We start from the raw sequence: 20,918 nt of genomic DNA, 5'->3' as shown, positions 1-20,918 counted from the left end.
TCTTTGGGTTATCGTGAGTGTGAGAAGCTGCGTTTTGGCGCGTTGCGTACCGCATCAAGCCGATGCTCGATAAAGCGGATGCGATCTTCAATGCGCGTGATTGCCGCTTGATCGACTGATCGCCGCACCGAGCCATCAGGCGTAAGCGCCAACGTGGGTTTTGGCGTCGCACGCTGCGCTGTCAGGTGGTCAAGCTCCGCCTTTGTTGGAACCGCCGCGTGTTGCTGCGATTGTGTTCGCTCTTGCGCTTGCGCCTTTTCAGCTTGCCGCTTGGCAATGAATGCCTTGCGGGCAGGGTCATTGGCCCGGTCAAATGCCTTGCCAGCTTTCGGGGCATTTTCAGCAAAACCCTTTGGGGTGGTCGTAAAGCTCATTGGCCCATATCCACAAAGGACCATTGTCCGCCCGCATATTGCGGATAGCCAGCATAGCGGCTTGGCACAGGGCTTTTTCTGACTCGGAGCCATTTATGCCCGATCAGCGCCTTAACTCTCACCCGGTCCAATGGCGGGTAATAAGGGTTGGGATGGTAGCGCCCGGCCATAAAGCGTTGCTCATAATAGGGCTTGCGATCCGCATAGGCGGGGTGATCCAGACCATCGGCAAAGATGAACTGTTTGCCTTCCGGCATGTTCAAAATTTCATCGGGTGAACGCAGCAAGCGTTGCTGTTTGGAGCGGTGCCGAGAGGCCTGATCATAATGCGCTAGGTGCAAGCTCGCCTCAATCGGATCACCACCCGTCAGCAGCGCATCAATGCTTTGTTGATAAGAGAGGTTTGCGCGGCGCTGGGAGAGAGACTCGTTATATTCCAGCGTCTCGCTGCCAAGCATATCCGACAGGCGCTTGGCGGTTGGGTAATCGCGCACGCCGAACCAGCTTTGACAGGCTGCACTGGCCGGGATGATGTTCTGCGCTTCCGGCCCAGTGGCCTTTAATTGGTCCAAGCTCTGGTAGATGGCCCAAGGGCGAATGCCGATGCCTGCGCCATAGGTGAACATGCGTGTGACCAATGGGAACGCGCCAAGCTGAGCGCATTCATCAATGATCCAAGTCTGCGGCTTGGCCTGTGGCGCACGGCTCTTGTAGATCATGCCCGCCACGAACAGCGCTTTAATGACGGGCGACCAGCTTTCGATAAACTCAGCGGGCGGCATCAGATTAACATGGGTCGGTTTAGAGCCACACATGTCGGCCATGGACGCCGTGAATGGCGGTGAGACCGAAACCATAAGCGCCGGATCAGACAGGGACGCGATGCCCTTCATGATCGTGCCGAGAATGCCCTGGAAGCCGTTGGATGAGCTATCCCGCGAGGCGGCTATTTCTTCCTCAACTGCCTTGGCAATTGGAAAGCCGCACTGGTGCATATCATAGGCGAAGTTCATCCATTCTTCGCTATTGCCCGGAATGAGGTTGAGCACCTCATAAAGACGCGGCAGCGTCAGAACCTCGTCCAGATATGTGATTGTGAGGATCACCGCTTCACCAAAGGCCTGTGCGCGGCTGTCAAAATACTCCGAATTATCGCCGCCGGACTTTGGAAAGAAGTTCTGGCAGAAGACTTTGACATCCGACACCAGTGTCGGACTGTCCTTGCGGATATAATCGACCGGATTGATACGATGTTGCGGCAGGCCGTGCAGCCCTGCGGGATTCCAGTAAAGGCAATGCTTGCCGGCTTTTGTTTGGTCTTGGCTGATCGCGGCCAGTTCGCCCTTCATGTCGAGCACCAGCATGGAATGAGCATAAGTGCCAGCGCAGATATTATAGCCCAGCACATCGCGCAGCTTGCCCGAGCGCGCGCCTGCAATAAGCAGCGCGCCACCCGCGCCGTTCCAGTAAATGGGGCGGTTGCCCGCAAAGCCGACCATCAGGCTATTGGCTGTATGTTTGAAAAATCCGGCGCTACCCAGCTCGTCATCAAAGACAAAGCGCGCGCTGCCATAGCGGAAGGTTTCGTTTTCCATTGTCGGCTCTCCAAGGCACAGCCGGACCGTCCCGAAAATCGCAAAGCGACCCGGCTGCAAGGTTCAAAATTGTGAGAGAGAGAATGTGTATGAGCCGAGGAAACCCGCGCGCTGTTTCCTCGTCTGGCTTAGCCTAGCCGGAGCACTGCCCCAGCATGGCGAGGCCGATCAGGATCATGACGATCCAGCCCCAAGGCGGAATACCATCTTCCTTGACGGTTTCTTCCTTCCAAACCGTCCCAACGGGACGATATGTGGTTTTCTTTGGCATAGCGAAATCACCTCCTTTCAATGGTTGGTTAGTATTGGTCGCGGCCGAAAATAAGCGCAGTCAGACGCGCCGAGCCAAGGCGGAATGTGACCGCCAGCAGCATTTTCGATCCTGCAAATGTGATCAGGCCGCAACCCAAGGCCCAGAGGATCGACACAAGCCAATCCCAGCCATGGCCGTAGTTGCTGAGGGCAAAGACCTGCGCATCACTGACCGACGCGTGAAAAAGCAGCGGGGCCAGAAAGAATGTCGCTGCAACACCGCCTACATTGGCAAGCATATCCGAAGCTGAAGTAAATGCACTACGGCCTTTGTTTAGTGTTCTGCCCATCTATCTACCTTTTTTGTAAATATATCCACGGTTGAAACAACGAGGTTATATCTGTTGTTATTCAAATGACTGGAAATGCGGGCTTCTTCAATCTCACGGGTCAACGTGAACAAAGCAAGGGTTGGTCAAGTTGACCAAGCTGATAATCGCAATGTTCTAATTCTGCTAAATACGCGGTAAGATAGAAAACTATGCCGATGGCCGGAGCTCAAAATGGACTATTATGCTAGCGAGAACACTATAATTGATAGATGCCCAATGACTAACAGGGAATGGGCTTTCACTACTAGCGGTCTTCCTGGGGTTGATGTCAGAGACGAATATGATTGCTGGCGATGGTATAAGATTGAGCAACACCGCCGCGGCATTGGTAGCACCAAAATTGCAACAGATATTGGGAACGTGACGGGGTATTTTGTAGATAAGACATTCAAGATTAGTTTTAGAAACTGGCTTGGAAGTGTGAATGACTATTTTAATAGAGGGCTTATTCCAGACACACAATTCTTTCAGATTCTCTTAGATTATCGAAGATATCAGACCAAGAAGCGTGCTGATGATTTATACAACATGGCCGATGATGACACTATAATAAGGGTAGCCGAACGACTTTTTAGTTTTCCATTAGCAAGCAGTGCCCAGAGTAAAGTCTCTGATAGTGTAAACGATGAGGCTGCCGCGAGTTTGCAATTGATGTCTGGTTACTGGCACGTGCGAGCCGCACTTTCTGGCCGCAGCGCACTAGTGCCGGAAGGCGTGGTAAGTGATGCGATATTAATTTTCAATAAAAGAGATGGAAGCCGTGCGTTAGAGGCAACATTAATTCATGTATATAAAGGTGAACAAGTAGGATTGCCCCTATTTGGATTGATATTCCCACAAGACTTTAGCCAATATACTTGTATCTTCAGAAATCAGTCAGATGGTATCGCCACAAGTCATGTACTTCATCAGCGACAGCAAACCGAGAATGGTCGATTAGGCATTGATTTTCATCAGTCGGAATCAGACCCATTCCACCTCAGATTTCTCTCAGCATTATCAAAATGCGACTACGCTGAAGAAGCAGGGACTATCTGCTATAAAAGCCAAAGTTCCAATAAAGGTGCAATCGAAGATCTATATTGCACGTTAAATATCCGAAATATTATTGACCAAATTAAATGGAGTATAATATAATGGAAGTAATAGTAACAGCTCTAGACCCCGAATCTGTTAGGGCATACCTTGCAAACAAAGGTGGATTTTATTTTTTAGGAGATAGCATAGATTATTTAGAATTGTTAATTGACGCCGCAGTTCGTAATGACATTGTAGTCATGGAAAAAGCATTGAATCATGGCGTCAGTGTTAACTACCAAGAACCCAGAACTGGAATGTCGGCGCTGCATCATGCGGCGATGCATGGTAATGAAGAAAGTGTTCTCTGGCTTTTAGAGCAGAAGGACATCATACCTTATCTTCAAAACCATAGTGGTCTAATGGCAGTTGACCTAGCAAAGCAGTATGGGCGAAGTGGAGTTTTATATACGGCCCTTAGAGATGCTACTTTCAGATACAGCTTCAGTGAGATCGCTAATCAAGGAAATTGTGATCTGGGGGAGCCGTCGCAAGATATCGCTGACGAATATCCAGCAAACGACACGTAAATTGTTTTCTAGGGTTTTTTAAGTCAGTATGGCCTAGCTTTGGCTGGGCCATCGCTTTTCTCCGCAGTGTTAACAGAATTTTTACCATGAATATGAGATAATTATGGTGGTCAGACGCCCATAAGGCGCGGCCATATGAGGGAGTGATGCCGGGTGATGGCAAGGACACAACACCGTTAAATCTGAAAAGTGACTTCACGCTGAGCGCAAACGAGCACGAGCTACGCTCGCAGGCGCTGGCGGCCTACACTGCCGATGATAAAGGCACATCCATTATTCTGGCTGGTTCGCAACGATCCGCCACCGAGAGCCGTAGCGCGGACAGTAGGAAACGCCAAAGTGATCAGCAACAAACACAGCTAAGTATAGCCGATCAAGCCTGCCGTCTATCGGCGCAGCTCGACCGTCAGATTGCAGCACTAGAAGACGCATTCGAGGCAGAAATGGGTGATGCCTGGCGCGAGCAGATCGCCAATAAGGTCATGGACCCGGATGACATTCCGCAGCGCCGCGAGGACGAGACCATGGCCGATTATCGCGAGCGCTTAGAGACCGTGTTGATTGCCACCATGATCGACGAGAACGGCCAGATCAGGGCCGAATATGCCGATGACCCGGACACCGCCCGCTATGCCGAATGGGCGCAAGCGCAATACCGGAAGCGTGAGGTTGATGCGCATCTGGAACGACGCAATGATCCGGCACTCTCGGATACAGAACGCGATGCATTAGACCGAGATTTTGCAGCTAGCTCAACTTACGATAACGCGCGCCGTGTTGTCGACGATCATGCAAAACAGGCGGTTGATAATCGCCACATAGAGGCAACCTCAACGACTTCATCAGAAGCGGCAAACTTTGGTGTTTGATAAAACCTTTGAGCGCTAATTTAACCCGCGACGCAGCTCAAACAGATGCTGCGCAGCGGCTTCCGCGACTTTATCGCGCGATACCGCAAGACCAAACGGACCCCATGCATGGTTGCGCGTTTGGTATGCTACCGAAGAACCTCCATCGCCTCCACGCTCGTAAAAGAACCGCACAAGATGGATACCATGAGCCCGAAAGTCAGAGCGAAGAGTCGATTCTATCCGCGCAACGGGCACAGGCGTGCCCGCACCGAGCCTAATTGCTACCGCTATACCTCTAGGATTTTGCTGAACCCATTGGTTGGCCGCGCTGTCAGCATCCTCCAAAAACTGAACGGATTGTGTTTGTGAAGGCTGGTCTTGCGCCTTTGCTGGTTCGCTTTCCGATACGATAACAGCCAGACCAGCCATTGCCCACGCTATGACGTGCCCGCGCATTAGCTCGGTGGCCCTGCAAAGATTATGAGGGCCAGTGCAAGCCCTGATAAGGCAACAATGCCGCCGCCTGCACCGGGCGCGCTATGCGCAATGCCCCAGCCGATAATCCCGCCAACGATCCCGGTAATAAGCGGTATGTCGGTTATCCCAAAGCGGGCGTCAATGATACCAACAGCCAGCGCGCTAAAGATAAAGGCCGCCCCTGCGACGGTCCGCTTAACCCCGACATTCACGTCATGTTTTGCCATGCGATTCTCCCTGTTCGATCAGGGTCCGGCATGACAAAATGCAACCTTATGCACAAAAATGTTGCAGGGCTTTCTATAGATTTCATTGACTTAACTGGTGTGCGGCTGATTTCCTATAAATGAGGCAATCGGCAGAAGTGGCGCGATTGCTGACTTTCTCACTCAACTCGTCGCAACAGACTTGTGCAGAGTGTTGCGCGTTAAATCGGAGAAGAAAGATGGCCTATCAACAGTCCATAGACTGGCAGATTTTTGATGAAGCGGGGCGGCGCAAATATGTCTCGGAAGACGAGAGAGCGCGCTTCCTAGAGGCAGCCAACCATGAGCCGCCGAAGATCAAAGCGCTGTGCTATCTGCTCGCCTATACGGGTTGCCGCGTGTCGGAAGCTTTATCCCTCAAGCGCTTTCATATCGACCCGGAGCGCCGGGTGATTACTTTCCAGACATTGAAGCGCCGCAAGCTGGTGTTTCGCTGCGTCCCGGTGCCAAGAGCCATCACCGAGATGCTCTTGGCTGTCAAAGCATCCGGCGAAGCCAACCTATGGACTATTCACCGGAGCACAGCATGGCGCTGGATCAAGCGCGTCATGCGCGCCGCAAACATCACGGGGCCGATGGCAACTTGCAAAGGCTTACGGCATGGCTTTGGCATCTGGGCTGCCACCCGGTCCGTGCCACCAAACCTTATCCAGCGCTAGATGGGCCATGCCTCACCCGCAACCACGGCAATCTATCTCAACGCGGTTGGGAATGAAGAACGCCTCTTTGCCAAGCGTATGTGGGAAGCAGAAGTTAGCCAGATGAAGCTCGTCGCGTGAGTCAAAATCAAGCCGCCAAAAAAAGGTCAAGGTGTTTGAGGTAGCCGGAAAACAAGAATATAGGCGGAATAAATAATTTGGAGTGATATTTATAGAGTTGTATTTGAATATCAGGGCTATGAATTCAACGGATTTGTATACCGTAATTAAGCTATATAAATCGAGTATAAATAATGATGATTATCAAGGATTTGAATGAGAAATGCTTAGGTTAGCGGGTGGTTCAGCCGTCAAAAAGTAGGCGGTATATTGAATATAACCCTTGCTACTTCTTGGTCAGTCCGAGTCAGTGATATAACTATAAGTGCCAACACAGGAGACAGCCACCTTAAAGTAGATTGAAGGCGCTTGGTATTTTCACGCTTATTTTCAATTTTTAAAAAAACTTGATAAAATTGCGCTTGGGTTTGATCCTCAGACATTGCAATGACTCCTGAATTCCCGCCTTCAATGATAATTTGCACAACAAGACAAATGCCATGGTGTGAATTGTTACATTGAAAATGCGGCAGTCAGCCTTTGCTTAATCTGCGGCTTTTCTGAGTGGTGTTACATTTCGCTAACGAATGTTCTCCTATTACACCACCTTGCAATCTTTAGCAACGCTGACAAATGTTTTCCTTGCATAATGATATCCAATTTTTCTTAATTTTTAATTTACTCTCTGCTGCTATGTTCAGCTACGCAGATCACTGCATCTTTAAAAAATGAGCAGGCATACAGGCCCATAATAGACAATTTCTAAAGAGTGAGCCGTTTTGGCATTAGTCACTGTGTGCAAGATGTGCGCTGTAATACAGCGCATCTTGGCTCACTGCGTTCGGCAGGGGAGACATGCTGTCTCCCGCTGCACCCCTCTGGCCCAGTATTTCATGAACATTCCTGCAATTACACGAGCGGGTGTGGACCAATCTGTGCCTAAATCTCTGCATTGTCGGTGTGAGCAAGTTGACACAATATTGGGCGCTGTGATCTACTTCTGTTCTGGCCGAGCTTAGGCTGGTATGTACCATAAATTCTGTTCGGCAGGGCCGACCAAAGGCACGAAGTCCCTAATATGAACCTTGTTGCTGACATTGCTGAGCCATCCTTTCCAGAGCTGTGCCCCATTTCGGAGGCGGTTGCAGCCCTTTCTGATGCGGGAACGGAAAAGCGTGGAGCAATCTTCACGCGTTCAGAGGTTGTTGAGTTTATTCTCGATCTTGTCGGATACACAACTGACCGCCCTCTTCATCAAATGCGTCTGCTTGAACCATCTTTTGGCCAGGGAGACTTCTTGTTGCCTGCCATTGCTCGCCTGATAGAAGCTTGGAGAAATTCAGATGCGGAACCCGAAGCGCTTTTTTCTGCAATTCATGCCGTCGAGTTACACGCCTCGTCATGCGAAGGGCTTCGACAGAACGTGATTGCTGAGCTTATTGAAGCAGGCTTCACGAGATCATTTGCGGTGAAGCTCACTGAGAATTGGTTGCACCAAGGTGATTTCTTGCTGTCGTCAGTCGATGGCCAGTTTGATTTCGTTGTCGGTAATCCGCCTTATGTCCGACAGGAAATGATACCTGCCGTTCTGATCGCCGAATATCGAAAGCGCTTCGATACAATCTTCGATCGCGCTGACATCTATGTCCCCTTTATCGAGCGTTCATTGCGCCTCTTGAGTGGTAACGGGAAGCTTTGTTTCATCTGCTCGGACCGATGGATGAAGAACCGATATGGCCGCAAGCTTCGCGAGTTTGTCGCCGAACACTATCACCTAGAGACTTATGTTGACATGGTGGGCACTGACGCCTTTCATGATGAGGTAGTGGCCTATCCCGCGATCACTGTCATAGGCAGGGAGACTTCGGGCGAAACCAAGATCGCTCATAGACCAAGGATTTCCAAGAAAGCTCTGGACCTCCTTGCCAATGAGTTGCTGAGCGACGCACCTTCCGTATCTGTGAAGACAGCACGCGGCATCGCCAGTGGTTCAGAACCATGGATACTCGAAGCATCCGACCAATTATCTCTGCTACGCAGACTCGAGTCCGAATACTCTACGCTTGAAGAAGTGGGATGCAGGGTTGGTATCGGCGTTGCGACTGGTGCCGACAAGGCGTTTATCGGCAAGTTCGATCAACTTGATGTCGAGGAAAGCCGTAAGCTCCCACTAGTGCTTACTCGTGACATAGACAGTGGTTATGTCGATTGGCGCGGCTACGGCGTCGTCAATCCCTTTGACGATGATGGAAAGCTCGTCGATTTATCTGCATATCCTAGGCTTGCCGCCTATCTTGAGGCGCGCAAGGACCAGATCGCAGGACGGCATGTAGCACGCAAATCTCCAGCCCGATGGTATCGTACCATTGATCGAATCTATCCGGAATTGGCGCAAAGACCCAAGCTTCTTATTCCTGATATCAAAGGAGAGGCGCATATCGTCTATGAGGACGGTCGGCTCTATCCGCACCATAACCTTTACTACATCGTTTCTGACGAGTGGGACATACAGGCCTTGCAAGCGGTGCTGGTTTCTGGAATCGCAAAGCTGTTCGTCGCGGCATACTCAACACAGATGCGCGGCGGGTATTTGCGCTTTCAGGCTCAATATCTTCGTCGTATTCGGCTACCCAAATGGAAAAGCATTCCGATTACTCTACAAAAAAGACTTGTGGATGCAGCGCGCGCTAAAGACACAGAAATTTGCAACCAGTGTGTATTTGAGCTTTACGCTATGTCGAATGGTGAACGTGCGGCTTTAGAAAGTAAGGGAGAGTAATGGGGCTTGATCTAGCTAGCTATGAGAAAACAGCACGCGAAGCGGTGATGGCCTTTTGGGGCAATCGCGAAATGGCTAGACAGGCACAGATAGAAGCTGGCAACACCGATCAGGGTGAACGTGCGAGCGTAACCGCTGGCAAAAACATGGACGGTTTCGTTGCTCTGATTATCAACCTCGTTGAAGCCAATGGGCTGGGTCATGCCGACATTTGTCAGAACAAAGGGTTGCTTACCCTTCCCGGCTATTTTCGGCCGACCAAGCTTTGGGATTTGCTCGTGATTAACGATGGTCGGTTGGTTGCGGCCATAGAGTTGAAAAGCCAAGTTGGTCCTTCATTTGGCAATAATTTTAATAATCGAACCGAAGAAGCAATTGGCACGGCGCACGATTTCAGTGTGGCCTTTCGTGAAGGTGCGCTCGGCGACCAACCCCGCCCATTTACGGGTTGGCTCATGATGGTCGAGGATGCCGCAGGATCTCGCAAGCCTGTTAAGGACCGCTCGCCGCACTTCGATGTGTTCCCAGAGTTTCGCGGAGCATCTTATCTCAAGCGCTACGATGTTCTTTGCCAACGGCTGGTCCAAGAACAGCTCTATTCAGCCGCATCCACTATTGCCTCACCGCGCGCAGCTTCGACGACGGGAGAATTTCAAAATCTGTCCGAGCTAACCAGCCTCAAGACGTTTGTGACAGCTTTCGCAGCTCATATTGCAGCCGAGGCCGCAAGGGGCGGCGATGGATGACTTCACCGAAATTGACGCCCCTCCAGCCACCGCGTCGTTGAGCTCTCCAGCTCAGTTACAGGCTGGCCCGCCGATTGAACCCTATAAACGGCTATTTCTATATAGCGCTGATGACTGGGAAGAGTTCATCGACGAGTGGGTCTCGGCTGTTTTAAAGCCGGACTATGCCAAGGTGATGCGCTTTTCAGGCGCGAATGATCGGGGAATCGACATTGCGGCCTTTACTGATGAGTCGATGCTCGCAGGTGCCTGGGATAACTACCAGTGCAAGCACTATGCTGCCCCGCTTACCCCCGGAACCGCCTGGCCAGAGATCGGCAAAATTCTTTGGCATTCCTTTCAAGGACATTATGTCCCGCCGCGCGCCTACTATTTTGTGGCACCCAAGGGCGTAGGCACTACGTTGGCGCAGCTCCTTGCAAACACGGCCAATCTGAAAACCCAACTCTTGGAGGTGTGGGATAAGAATGTCGCAGACAAGATCACGTCAAAACAAACCATCGCTCTGACTGGCGAATTTGCAGAATATGTTGAAACCTTCGACTTCTCAATCTTCAAGTCAATTACACCGCGCGAACTCATTGAGGGACATCGCCAAACGCCATATTTCATCCCGCGCTTTGGGGGCGCTTTACCTGCGAGGCCCGTTCCTACGGCTCCGCCCACGGCAATCAAGGCTCATGAGAGTAAGTATGTAGGGCACTTGCTCGCAGCGTATGCCGACCACACCAAGAAAGAGTGCGCAGATGTGGCCGCCTTGAACCAGTGGAAGCCTTTGAAGGAACATTTCAAACGTCAGCGTGAGAGCTTCTACCATGCCGAGTCGCTGCGGATTTTTGTGCGAGATAAGGTGGAGCCTGGAACCTATGAAGGGCTGCAACAGGAAGTCTATGACGGGATCGTCGATACCGTTGACGCCGATCACCCAGACGGTCTCGCCAGGGTCAAGTCCGCAACCATGACTGCACAATCTATATCACTGGATGCACATCCGCTAGGCCAGAGTGCGCTTGTAAAAGACCGCCATGGGATTTGTCATCAACTTGCCAATGAGGACCGCCTCAAATGGACGAAATGATGGCACAAGGAGGTCTCACTTTTAACGGCACACTCGAAGCCGGCATTCGTGCCGTGGCCGTACTGGGCGCCGCTTTTCCAAGAGATTTCGATATCCAGCGCCTCACCGCGCTCGACTACCTATTGGTACACACCGAATTGCTCGGTGGCCCTGCCGACCTTCATCCCGAAGCGCCCATAAAGACTCCCGCAACGGATGTTCGCCGCCGTATCGTTCAGGACGCTGTCCATCTGATGATGACCCGCAACCTTATAGAGAGACTGCCTACTGACTCTGGCTTAAGATATCGGGCAGGCGAAACCGCTGCCATGTTTCTGGATGCGCTCACCTCGCCTTATCTGAAAGCTCTAAAGGAACGGTCAGTGTGGCTGGCCGAGCATTTTGCGCACTACGACGATAATGCGTTTGATGCACTAATGCGCCGTTTTTTCGACCAATGGGTTGTTGAATTCCAGGACGTCGAACGAAGTCTTGGAGGTCAGCAATGACCGACAGGCTTCAACTCAGAGCACTGGGATATTTCGGGCCGCATCGCGAGCCTTCAGTCATCGAATTTGGCCCCGGTTTGAACGTCATATACGGCGCTTCAAACACTGGTAAATCTTTCATTGTTGAGACTATCGACTTCATGCTGGGCGGCAAAGGGCCGCTGCGCGATGTGCCTGAGCGGGTGGGCTATAAGCACGCGCTCCTAGCGTTTGAGACCTCCGATGGTGAAGCTTTTACTCTCGTGCGCGACGTCGCAGGCGGTCCTTTCAAGCGCTTCGCAGGAATTCACACGACCGCACTCCCAGACAGTGACGGCGAGACCCTTGCCGAACAACATAATGAACGGAAGGACGATAACCTTTCGGCATTCCTGCTTGGCCTCATTGACCTTCAAAAACAGCGCATAAAGAAAAATCAAAAAGGCGAAACACAGAGCCTTAGTTTCAGAAATATCGCGCGGTTGATCGTCATAAACGAAGAAGAAATCATTCAGCAACGCTCACCGCTGGCCGATGGCGGCTATGTAAGCGACACGGCCAACACCTCCGCCTTCAAGCTGTTGCTGACCGGAGTGGACGACTCCTCCTTGGTGCCAGACAAGGCCAAAAGTGCCGAGAATCAGAACCGCCAAGCCCAGATCGACCTTCTCAATCAGCTCATTAAGGCCTCCCAGCAAGAGGTGAAAGCGCTCGCCGGACCTCCTAAAGAGCTGAGCGAGCAGCTAGAGCGCCTAGAAGAGGGAATGCATTCGCGTGGCGAACAGCTCGCTATCTCCGAGAAGGAATTTCGGGAAGCGTCTGGCAAGCGTCGTAAAGTGGCCAAGCAGATTGAGGAGGCTCGCAACCGACTAACTGAAGTGACGGCGCTGCTTGAGCGGTTCACACTTCTAACGGCGCACTACCGCTCCGATACGAATCGTCTTGAGGCTATTGCGGAAGCTGGGAGCCTCTTTGCAGCACTTGGGGAGGTCGATTGTCCACTGTGCGGTGCAGCAGCAGAGCATCATCGGCACGATCGCGACTGTGATGGTGATGTTGACCGGGTAATTGCAGCGGCGAACTCCGAGATCGGCAAAATCAAGCTCAAGCAGGGTGAGTTGCAGACAACCATCTCCTCGTTGCGCCAAGAGGCCGCCGCCTTTGAAAACAGATTGCCGAAACTTGAGCAGCGCCTATCGGGCTTGTCTGCGGAAATTGAGAAGGTGGTTGCCCCAAATCTTCGTAAAATGCGAAAAACCTACCGTGACCTCGCTGATAAAAGCGGGGAGGTGCGCGAGGCCTTGGCCGTGCATCGCAATCTCACAGACCTTGAAAAGCGGAGAGATGATCTTCTTGCTTTGGGCGAACAGGACGCAGCTAGCGATCCAAAGGATGTTGATCTATCGACGAGCACGGTTGACGCGTTTGCGACTGAAACTTTGCGCATCCTGAAAGCTTGGCATTTCCCGAATGTGACCCGGGTTCACTTCGATCTAAAGGCCAAAGATCTTGTCATTGATGGCAAAGCACGGACATCATTCGGGAAAGGACTGCGGGCAATCACTCAGGCTGCATTCACGGTTAGCCTGCAGGAATACTGCTTCAGAAACGATATGCCGCACCCTGGGTTCATTGTGCTGGATTCTCCATTACTCTCCTACCGAGAACCCGAGGGGGATGATGACGACCTTCGCTCGACCGACCTAAACCGCCACTTCTATGACTTCCTCAGTGACGCTGGAGCTGATCGCCAATTCATCATCGTCGAAAACACCGATCCGCCAAACGACTTTCAAAAGCGACCGCAGGTTACGATGTTCAGCGGTAACGATGGCCAAGGCCGCGAAGGACTGTTTCTTTAGTAAAATTCGAAGGAATTGTTGGGCGTACCCTTCGGGCCGGGCTTTCGTAAACCGAGCCACCTGCGGCGTCTCGGCCATTCGGCTTCAATCCCTTGCGCACTTAGGGACCAGCCCCTCAGCGCACTTCACACAAAATAGACGGTCTCCCGAGGCTCCTGCGCTTTGCTTCGTGCGCCCGCCGTCGATTTTCCATTCCGTTTGCACACCCCGATTTCGCCAATGGGCAGGGTTGCATGAGCAACCCATAACCAAAGGAAATTGAACAATGGCGATGAACCAGCAAACCAGCATGATTGAACCAAAAGAACCCGCATTGATTGCATGGCACGTCTCAAAGCGTGGCGAGAACAGCTATTGGCATCGCGTAGGCGCGGCTTGGGACCACAGGGACGGCAAAGGGCTAACTCTTATGCTCGACACTATGCCTATAGATGGGCGCGTTGTGCTGCGTGAACCAAAGACCAGCTAAAGCATAGAGTGGAGCAGTGATTTACCGCTCCAACTCCGGCCCGCGTGATTGCCTTCGCTCTTGTGCCTCTTTGGCCTGCCTTTGCCGTTGTGCGATAAAGGCTTGCCGCTTGGCGGCTTTGTCGTCCGCAGGTGAAGGCTTAGCGGCCTCTGTATTGAACGCAGCGCGCGGCTCTTGCGGTTTTGGCCTTGTGCGCTCCGGCGGGGCGCGTGCCGGTTCCTGCCTTGGCACCTTTTGCCTGCGTTTTTTCCTGCTGATTTCTTCGCGCTGCTGCGCAATCTCGGCAAGGCGCTTTTGATCTTGCTGCAATTCCTGTTTCTGTGCCTGTATGTCCTGATAGCGCGCCTTGGCCTTTTCATTCAGCTCGCGCCGTTCGGTCAGTTGGTTAAACACCAGTGCATCGCGCTGTACTTTGTCGCGTTGCTGACTAGCAAGTGCTTCCAACCTGTTTTGTTCAGTGAGGCGCTTATGCTCACCGCGCAGGCGATCCCAAAGGCCAGCCAGACCTTTGCGAAAACGCGCTTGTCGCTCGGCCTGTTCTTGGTGTTGCCGTTCGAGCCTTAGCCTGTCTTGCGCGGCCCGTTCGCTGCGTTGCTGATCGACCAGCGCTTGCTTTTGGCTGTTATGCTCTGCTTTTAGCGCTGCGGCCTTCTCGTACTGTTCATCTTGTAGGCGCGAGAGCATTGCGCTCATATCCTTCGCCATGCTTTCTTTCGCTCGTGTGAGCGAGGGAAGATCATCTTCATGACCCAGCTTATCCCGTACCGCCTTGGTCTTGACCTTGACCTGTTTTGGAATGGAGTAAATCTCACCATTATGATCAAGCGCGACAAAGCCGCGCTTGTCACCTCGGGCGAGCCAATAGCCGCGCTCTTTCAGAGCATGATCGAATGCCGCCTTGCTATCTGAGATCGCCCAGGCATCGCGGAACGCATCTATGATCTGTTGCGGGTCTTTGTCATGCCGCTTGGCTTGTTGCCATTGTTCTAGGGTGAAGTTACGCGGGTCAGACTTGGTTCTGTCTGCCAGACCTTCTGGCATGGTCCAGCCATGTTCATTGTAAAGCTCTCTACTGACATCTTGCAGTTTGTTCTTGTGAAAGGACATTTGCTTGGCTGTCATGGTCTCGGCATCAATGCGCGACCACACCGCATGAGCATGGCGTCTGCCTTCCTTTTCATGAAAGACGATAGCGCGCGGCTGACCACCTAAGCCCAACTCACCTTCTGCCCGGTCAATCGCCGACTCAAATTGCTCGCTAGTCACTTGCGCGTCCGCAGGCGGGTTAAGCGACAAGGAAAACAGAAACTGTTTGCACTTGGTACCGCGAGAGACAGCGTATGCTTCCTGAAACGCCCCATCCAGATTATCCGAAGCAAAGCCGCGCAGTTGATGCACGGTCACATGATCATTCTCATCTTTTTGTAAGTGCTGCGCCAGATCGCGCGCACCACCGCGAGAGTTGCCGACCAGAATCATGATGACCCGGAGCGTAAGCCGAGAGCGCGGACCAGATCAGCCCGCAGCGCTTCGACAGAGCCGCAAGCACGTTCAATCGCTTCCACCGTCTCAGGGCTTTCCGGCAATGCGCCTAGCCGTGCAGCGCTGGCCAGTTCACGCAGCGAAGGGCCAAGCTCGGATAACCCCAATCGTGCCAATATCTGCGCCAGTTCCTTCTGGCTGGCTTTAGGACGGTAAGAGCGGGAAGAGCGGGCGCCATCGGCCCCAAACAGTTTGAGGCGGACATATTCGCCCAGAGGGCGGCTCCCGGCAGCGCGTTCAAGCTGCGCGCGTTCCTCAAAGCTCAAGCGGATCGAGAAGGGTTTGGTTTGCTGAGTCATAAGCCGAGCTCCCCAAGCTCAGCTTCAAACTCTTTGAGCTGGTCGTTCCAGTCGCTCAGTTCATTGAAAATATGTTCTAGATCGGTCCCGTCAGCAGCACCATTTTCCTCTAGTCCTTACAGGCACCGACATTTTCTGCAGACGAGACGGTGTCTGTAGCGGCACAGCTGCGTTTTGCCGGCGGCCAGGATATTGCGGACAACAGCCATTTTAAGTCCAGATTCACTTCAGCTCTGAGGGGTTTTGAAAGGCGTGGGCCGGACAATAAGTCTTGCGGCGCAAGTCCGTGGCAGGGCAGCCTGTAGCAAAGAATATAAATTGCTGTCTCAAGGAGTAACAGTTTTGATAACCATCGACCATATTCTGAAGCTAGGTTCCATCTCCTGCCCCGCGCGGTTATGGGCCTATTGCCTCAAAATGGGGAAGATGCTGGGTTTCCAGGCTGTCATCTATGCATGCCCGCCGCCGCACAGAAAGCCGACAGATCCCGACACGATTATCCGTTTTCGTGGCATGAGCGCTGCCGAATTTCAGAGATTCGCAATGGAAGGGCTGATTGGTGAAGGGCATTTGACCAGCTCCAACGCGCTTGCCAATCCCAAGCCGTTTCGCTGGACCGATGTCGCGGATATGACGACCCACAAAGCGGATTTCGACCGGCTGCAGCGCGGTGCACTGGCAGTGGGCATGGATGATGGCTGGATATTCCCCTTATTCGGTCCACAAGGCCGGGTCGGGCTGGGCTCCTATGGCAAGCCCTTGCATGAAGACCTTTTGCGTGAGGAAATCGGACACGAATTGCACATATTCGCGCAAATGGCGCATTTACGATTGTGCCAGATCACGCCCGACCTGTTCGAGATCGAGAAACCACTGTCGCGTCGCGAGATGCAAATCGTTGCCTGGGCCGCATCGGGCAAGTCCAACAGCGAGATCAGCATGATTCTCGGCATCTCGGAAAATTCCATAGACAGCTATATGCGCCGCGCCTTTTCCAAGCTGAAGGTGCATGATCGCACATCCGCCGCCGTCAAGGCGATCAGCATGGACATAGTGCGAACCTGATTGCGCAGCCGCGGCGGGGCTTGTGCCGCAACCTTGTCCGTGCTGTGCACATGCCATGGCCGACGACCTGACCATCCTTGCCACACTGATGCGCCCTTCGCTCGGCCTGCCGGTCGATGATGCGCAGCAGACGCTGGTCACCGATGGCTGGTCGGATGCGGATCGGCGCGCGATCCTGTTGCGCAAGGCACGCCGGGCGCATCGTGTGGCGGCGCTGTTGCGACCCGAGGCGTTCGGTGGTGATGGCGGGGCACAGGCTCTGGCCGGTGACAGGAAGAACCATATCACCAGTCATTTGCAGAAACAGGCGGTATGGCGCAGCCTTACAGAGCTGCTCGATGCGCATCACATCCGCTATTGGGGAGTCAAGGGCCAGCGGCTGGGCGAGCAATTCTACCCCGAACCCGCACATCGTCAGGCCAAGGATATCGATATCGTTATCGATCCGTCGGACTATGCCGCCGCTATCGCGCTGCTGACGGAGCGAGGCTATCGCGCCAAGGCCCATCGTCGCTTCGGCAACCGCAGCAGCCGACTCGCGGCGATCATGGCCAAGGATGTGGTGCTGTCCGAACCGCGTCATGGCGTGATCATCGAGGTGCATCGCCGCCTGCTCTATATCGAAGCCATGGGCTTTACCGAGCATGTGCTGGCGGGTCAGCCACCGGGGGAATTTATCGACCATTACCAGCCCGGGCCGCAGCTTTATCTGTTGCTGCACGGTGCGCTCAGTCTGTGGAACCGGCTGAAACTGGTCGCTGACATATCGCTGCTGCTGCGACGGCTCGACCGGACCGGGCTTGATGCGCTGCTCGACCATGCAGCGGCGTGGCGCTGCCGCGATGCGATTATCAGCAGCCTGGCCCTTACCGAGCAGCTGTTCCCTGGATCGCTGGCTGCCGATGCCGCGGCACGGGTCGCTGCGTTACTGGGCGAGAGCAAGGTAGCGCAGGCGCAGCTGCGGCGCTACCGGCTGGCCTTGCGCGGGTCAGAGCTTCAGGATGGTCGGCCGCCGCCCTGGCAACGGGCGGAGTTCCCCACTGCAGCCTGGTATATCTATCCCGAATGGCGGATGCGGGCCTTTCTGACGGCCTATGTTCCTGTCGCGGCGTTTGCGCGTATGGTGTTGTAGCGCCAATATGTGTTGCCCGCCGGCAGTGCCAAGCGCCCTATCTTTCCGGCATGGGCTGCGATAAGCCCGTCAACAGAAAAGGGGAAAGGCCGATCATGTCCGGTGTGAGCCTTCAAAAACTCAGGCAATTGTCTGCGGCGCAAATGGCGACGCTGCCGCTGGTGACGCTGATGCTTGGCCTTGCCCGGTTTCTCACCCTTTATGTCCCGTTCCGCTGGTGGCGCGGCTGGATTACCATTGCCACCAGTGATCCGCTGAACGGTGCTCCGGCGCCCCCCGGTTCGGAGATACCGCCAGAGATACACGGTGTCGGTCGCATCGTGCGCATGGCAGCACGGCATGTTCCGTTCGATGCTGTTTGCCTGCCCCAGGCGATGGCGGCACAATGGTGGCTGGCGCGCAAGGGCTGGGACTCGCAGATCGTTATCGGTGTCGACAAAACGCGAAAGCCGGATCAGGAACCGGGCAAGCTGCACGATCTGCATGCCTGGCTGGTCTGTGATGGGCACATCGTCACCGGGCGCGCCGAATATAGTCGTTTCCGGCCGTTTACCCGGCCATCCTCCGGCTGACACGATGCGCGATCCCGGCCATATCACTCGTCCGCAACAGGGGCTTGGCGGCCTTATTGCCTCGGTGCGTGCCTTTGCCGGTGCGCGGTTGTGGCGGGCGCTGCTGCTGGTGGCGCTGGGCGCGGTGTTTGAGGGCCTTGGTCTGGTCCTCCTCCTGCCGATCGCCGAATTGCTGTTCATCGAGGGTGACAGCCGCACCGGATTGTCGGCGATGGTCGATCACTGGCTTGCTGCCGCCGGTGCCGGTGACCTGCTCAGTCGCAGTTTCTGGCTGTTCGGGGCGTTTCTGCTGTTGCTGCTGTTGCGTGCGGCGGTGCTGCTGAAGCGTGACCTGACGCTGACGGCCCTGTCGCAGGGCTATGTCGACCATTTGCGGGTCGGGCTGATGCGGGCGCTGGTCTTTGCCGAATGGCGCGACCTGCGGCGCACCGAGCGGGCGCATATGATGGACGGGATGACCACCGATATCGCGCGGGTCGGGATGGCGCTGCGCCAGTGCAGCCAGCTTGCCATCACCTTTGCCATGATTACTGCCTTCATCATTGCCGGTTTTGCAATCAATCCGGTGATCGGTGCGATCCTGGTGGCACTGGCGGTGGTCGGCGGGGTGTTCGCGCGGCTGCGGATGCGCAGCAGCCGCGATCTCGGCCGCAAGCTGACCGGCAGCAGCCGTGCCATTGCCGATATCACCATGCGCTTTCTTGCCGGTTTGAAAGCGGCCAAGGTGGCGCGCGGCGAGGCCGATATGCTGCACCGCTTTCAGCAGGCGGTGACGCAGGCGCGGACCCACCATATCGCCTTTACCCGGCAGCAGGGCGAGCTCAGGCGCGGCGTCGAGCTGCTGGGTGGTGTCGGCGCGATGGTACTGTTTGCCGCCGGCTATGGCCTGCTCGGGCTAAGTGGTGCCGAGATATTGCTGGTCGGTGCGGTGATATTGCGGCTGATGCCCAGCCTGACCGGCAGCCTTTCGGGCTTGCAGATGATCACCCATTCACTTGGCGCATTCGATGCCGCAATGGCGTTGCGCGCATCGGTGGCGGTGTCCGATGCGGCTGATGAGACAATCGACACCGCGCCACCGGTTACGACTGATGCCACACTGAATGTCAGCAACGCATCGGTTTTGGCCGATCCTGGCGATGGTCGTGCGATTGTTGCGGTATCGGAACTGACTTTGCCACCGCATGGTCTGACTCTGGTTACCGGACCTTCAGGTGGCGGGAAGTCGACACTGGTGGATATGCTGAGCGGGTTGTTGCTGCCTGATCGCGGACATATCAGCCTCGGTACGCTGCCCCTGACGGCGGAAACACGGGCGCAATGGCAGAGACACTTCGCCTATGCGCCGCAGGAGCCGTTCCTGTTTCAGGGTACGGTGCGCGACAATCTGTGCTGGCCCGAACGGCATTATGAAGCGGGGCATGTGCCCGATGACGATGCGTTATGGGCCGCGCTCGACAAGGTACGCATGGCTGAGGTCATCCGCGCCTTGCCCGATGGCCTTGATCAGCCCCTGTGGGATGGCGGCACCCGGCTTTCCGGCGGTGAGCGCCAGCGGCTTTGCCTTGCCCGGGCGTTGCTCGACCCGGCGCCCTGGCTGATTGTCGATGAAGGGCTGTCGGCGCTCGATCCTGCCATCGCCGCTGCTATTGTCGCAGCGCTGGGCGGGGAAGCACAGAAGCGGGGGGTTGTGGTGGTGGCGCATAACTGGCCTGGCGGGACGGAGATTGACCGGCATCTCGAGGTTTCTGAAGGTGCTGTAAAGCTGCGATGCGACACCATTTAGAGCAACGGCTTTTCGTGTTTGACCATGGAGGAATTATGAACCGGCTATTCCATTATTGCTGTGCACTTTTGATGACAGGCGCATTCGCGTCGGCAGCTTCTGCGCAATTGATGACCGAGCGCGGCATTGATGCCGCCAGCGCTCAGGCGGTTATGCAGGGCTGTGTTGCAGATGCCACTGCGAACCAGCAGCGTTTTTCCATAATCGTGGTGGATAGCGGTGGCCATATCGTTACAGCCCTGCGGATGCAGGGGGCACGCCCTGGCAACACCGCCTTCGCGACCGAAAAAGCGCAGGCCAGCGCCCTATGGGGTTTTGCGACATCGGGTATGGAGCGCGGCGCGCAGAATACGCCCGGCTTCGCCTATGCACCGAATGTGGTGACGGTGGCCGGCGGGGTGCCGATCTTCAGCGCAGACGGTCGCCATCTGCTGGGGGCCATCGGTGTTTCCGGTGGCGCGCCTGTTGCAGATGAGGCATGTGCCAAAGCCGGTATTGCCGCCGCCGGCCTGCAATCCGAACGGGCACGCTAAAGCGATTCAGCCCGGA

The 20,918-nt window shown here is 54.5% G+C and carries 24 protein-coding genes; 16 read left to right on the top strand and 8 right to left on the bottom strand.

Annotated elements, in window-relative coordinates; translation table 11 throughout:
- Positions 1-8: 8 nt before the first annotated feature.
- Positions 9-374, bottom strand: coding sequence for a hypothetical protein (locus AAFX04_13185; protein MEO1046390.1), 366 nt, complete (start codon positions 372-374; stop codon positions 9-11).
- A complete protein-coding gene (locus tag AAFX04_13180; protein ID MEO1046389.1) occupies positions 371-1,873 on the bottom strand; it encodes a type IV secretory system conjugative DNA transfer family protein in 1,503 nt (500 codons plus the stop codon). Before AAFX04_13180 ends, AAFX04_13185 begins: the two co-directional genes overlap by 4 nt.
- Positions 1,874-1,888: 15 nt before the next feature.
- On the opposite strand from AAFX04_13180, the gene AAFX04_13175 reads away from it, so the two are divergent.
- Positions 1,889-2,044 (top strand): hypothetical protein, encoded by a 156-nt coding sequence (locus tag AAFX04_13175; protein MEO1046388.1) that lies wholly within the window; start codon positions 1,889-1,891, stop codon positions 2,042-2,044.
- A gap of 58 nt (positions 2,045-2,102) precedes the next feature.
- On the opposite strand, the gene AAFX04_13170 is transcribed toward AAFX04_13175, so the two are convergent.
- Together AAFX04_13170 and AAFX04_13165 are read right to left on the bottom strand one after the other, a co-directional pair.
- Positions 2,103-2,240 carry a hypothetical protein gene (locus AAFX04_13170; protein MEO1046387.1) on the bottom strand — a complete coding sequence of 46 codons (138 nt, stop codon included), beginning with the start codon at positions 2,238-2,240 and terminating at the stop codon, positions 2,103-2,105.
- A gap of 28 nt (positions 2,241-2,268) precedes the next feature.
- A complete protein-coding gene (locus AAFX04_13165) occupies positions 2,269-2,571 on the bottom strand; it encodes a hypothetical protein (GenBank protein ID MEO1046386.1) in 303 nt (100 codons plus the stop codon).
- Positions 2,572-2,784: 213 nt separating this feature from the next.
- On the opposite strand from AAFX04_13165, the gene AAFX04_13160 reads away from it, so the two are divergent.
- The 3 genes from AAFX04_13160 to AAFX04_13150 all read left to right on the top strand — a co-directional run bounded on the left by AAFX04_13160 (position 2,785) and on the right by AAFX04_13150 (position 5,089).
- The gene (locus AAFX04_13160) at positions 2,785-3,750 is read left to right on the top strand and encodes a hypothetical protein (GenBank protein ID MEO1046385.1); all 966 of its coding nucleotides are present in this window, start codon (positions 2,785-2,787) and stop codon (positions 3,748-3,750) included.
- Positions 3,750-4,220: an ankyrin repeat domain-containing protein gene (locus AAFX04_13155; GenBank protein MEO1046384.1), complete on the top strand. Its 471-nt coding sequence runs from the start codon at positions 3,750-3,752 to the stop codon at positions 4,218-4,220. The genes AAFX04_13160 and AAFX04_13155 overlap by 1 nt, the downstream gene beginning before the upstream one ends.
- A gap of 146 nt (positions 4,221-4,366) precedes the next feature.
- Positions 4,367-5,089 (top strand): hypothetical protein, encoded by a 723-nt coding sequence (locus AAFX04_13150; GenBank protein ID MEO1046383.1) that lies wholly within the window; start codon positions 4,367-4,369, stop codon positions 5,087-5,089.
- Between the two features lie 437 nt (positions 5,090-5,526).
- Here AAFX04_13150 and AAFX04_13145 read toward each other — a convergent pair whose 3' ends face one another.
- The gene (locus AAFX04_13145; protein ID MEO1046382.1) at positions 5,527-5,775 is read right to left on the bottom strand and encodes a hypothetical protein; all 249 of its coding nucleotides are present in this window, start codon (positions 5,773-5,775) and stop codon (positions 5,527-5,529) included.
- Positions 5,776-5,993: 218 nt separating this feature from the next.
- Between AAFX04_13145 and AAFX04_13140 the strand changes: the two genes are divergently transcribed.
- Positions 5,994-6,473 carry a tyrosine-type recombinase/integrase gene (locus AAFX04_13140; protein ID MEO1046381.1) on the top strand — a complete coding sequence of 160 codons (480 nt, stop codon included), beginning with the start codon at positions 5,994-5,996 and terminating at the stop codon, positions 6,471-6,473.
- Between the two features lie 350 nt (positions 6,474-6,823).
- Here AAFX04_13140 and AAFX04_13135 read toward each other — a convergent pair whose 3' ends face one another.
- On the bottom strand, positions 6,824-7,015 hold the full coding sequence (locus AAFX04_13135) for a hypothetical protein (GenBank protein ID MEO1046380.1): 192 nt from the start codon (positions 7,013-7,015) through the stop codon (positions 6,824-6,826).
- Positions 7,016-7,650: 635 nt separating this feature from the next.
- Here AAFX04_13135 and AAFX04_13130 point away from each other — a divergent pair.
- From AAFX04_13130 to AAFX04_13105, 6 genes are all read left to right on the top strand, one after another.
- Entirely contained in the window at positions 7,651-9,351 is a 1,701-nt protein-coding gene (locus tag AAFX04_13130; protein ID MEO1046379.1) for an Eco57I restriction-modification methylase domain-containing protein, read from the top strand.
- A complete protein-coding gene (locus AAFX04_13125) occupies positions 9,351-10,097 on the top strand; it encodes a PaeR7I family type II restriction endonuclease (GenBank protein ID MEO1046378.1) in 747 nt (248 codons plus the stop codon). Before AAFX04_13130 ends, AAFX04_13125 begins: the two co-directional genes overlap by 1 nt.
- Positions 10,090-11,175, top strand: coding sequence for an ABC-three component system protein (locus AAFX04_13120; protein MEO1046377.1), 1,086 nt, complete (start codon positions 10,090-10,092; stop codon positions 11,173-11,175). The genes AAFX04_13125 and AAFX04_13120 overlap by 8 nt, the downstream gene beginning before the upstream one ends.
- Entirely contained in the window at positions 11,163-11,663 is a 501-nt protein-coding gene (locus AAFX04_13115) for an ABC-three component system middle component 2 (GenBank protein MEO1046376.1), read from the top strand. The genes AAFX04_13120 and AAFX04_13115 overlap by 13 nt, the downstream gene beginning before the upstream one ends.
- On the top strand, positions 11,660-13,504 hold the full coding sequence (locus tag AAFX04_13110) for an AAA family ATPase (GenBank protein ID MEO1046375.1): 1,845 nt from the start codon (positions 11,660-11,662) through the stop codon (positions 13,502-13,504). The genes AAFX04_13115 and AAFX04_13110 overlap by 4 nt, the downstream gene beginning before the upstream one ends.
- 265 nt (positions 13,505-13,769) lie before the next feature.
- Positions 13,770-13,973: a hypothetical protein gene (locus AAFX04_13105; protein MEO1046374.1), complete on the top strand. Its 204-nt coding sequence runs from the start codon at positions 13,770-13,772 to the stop codon at positions 13,971-13,973.
- A gap of 21 nt (positions 13,974-13,994) precedes the next feature.
- Here AAFX04_13105 and AAFX04_13100 read toward each other — a convergent pair whose 3' ends face one another.
- Both AAFX04_13100 and AAFX04_13095 read right to left on the bottom strand, forming a co-directional pair.
- Positions 13,995-15,452 (bottom strand): relaxase/mobilization nuclease domain-containing protein, encoded by a 1,458-nt coding sequence (locus AAFX04_13100; GenBank protein MEO1046373.1) that lies wholly within the window; start codon positions 15,450-15,452, stop codon positions 13,995-13,997.
- On the bottom strand, positions 15,449-15,814 hold the full coding sequence (locus tag AAFX04_13095) for a hypothetical protein (GenBank protein ID MEO1046372.1): 366 nt from the start codon (positions 15,812-15,814) through the stop codon (positions 15,449-15,451). The genes AAFX04_13100 and AAFX04_13095 overlap by 4 nt, the downstream gene beginning before the upstream one ends.
- Positions 15,815-16,066: 252 nt before the next feature.
- On the opposite strand from AAFX04_13095, the gene AAFX04_13090 reads away from it, so the two are divergent.
- From AAFX04_13090 to AAFX04_13070, 5 genes are all read left to right on the top strand, one after another.
- Positions 16,067-16,879 (top strand): LuxR C-terminal-related transcriptional regulator, encoded by an 813-nt coding sequence (locus AAFX04_13090; GenBank protein ID MEO1046371.1) that lies wholly within the window; start codon positions 16,067-16,069, stop codon positions 16,877-16,879.
- Between the two features lie 55 nt (positions 16,880-16,934).
- Positions 16,935-18,011 (top strand): nucleotidyltransferase family protein, encoded by a 1,077-nt coding sequence (locus AAFX04_13085; GenBank protein MEO1046370.1) that lies wholly within the window; start codon positions 16,935-16,937, stop codon positions 18,009-18,011.
- 95 nt (positions 18,012-18,106) lie between these two features.
- A complete protein-coding gene (locus AAFX04_13080; GenBank protein ID MEO1046369.1) occupies positions 18,107-18,583 on the top strand; it encodes a lasso peptide biosynthesis B2 protein in 477 nt (158 codons plus the stop codon).
- 4 nt (positions 18,584-18,587) lie between these two features.
- Positions 18,588-20,369 carry an ABC transporter ATP-binding protein gene (locus tag AAFX04_13075; GenBank protein ID MEO1046368.1) on the top strand — a complete coding sequence of 594 codons (1,782 nt, stop codon included), beginning with the start codon at positions 18,588-18,590 and terminating at the stop codon, positions 20,367-20,369.
- A gap of 71 nt (positions 20,370-20,440) precedes the next feature.
- Positions 20,441-20,902, top strand: coding sequence for a heme-binding protein (locus AAFX04_13070; GenBank protein ID MEO1046367.1), 462 nt, complete (start codon positions 20,441-20,443; stop codon positions 20,900-20,902).
- Positions 20,903-20,918 lie beyond the last annotated feature (16 nt).

The organism is Pseudomonadota bacterium, from assembly GCA_039818985.1.
Taxonomy (GTDB): Bacteria; Pseudomonadota; Alphaproteobacteria; order Sphingomonadales; family Sphingomonadaceae; genus Alterisphingorhabdus.
The sequence above is the reverse complement of the archived record's forward strand: the minus strand, read 5'-3'. Positions and strand labels throughout refer to the sequence as shown.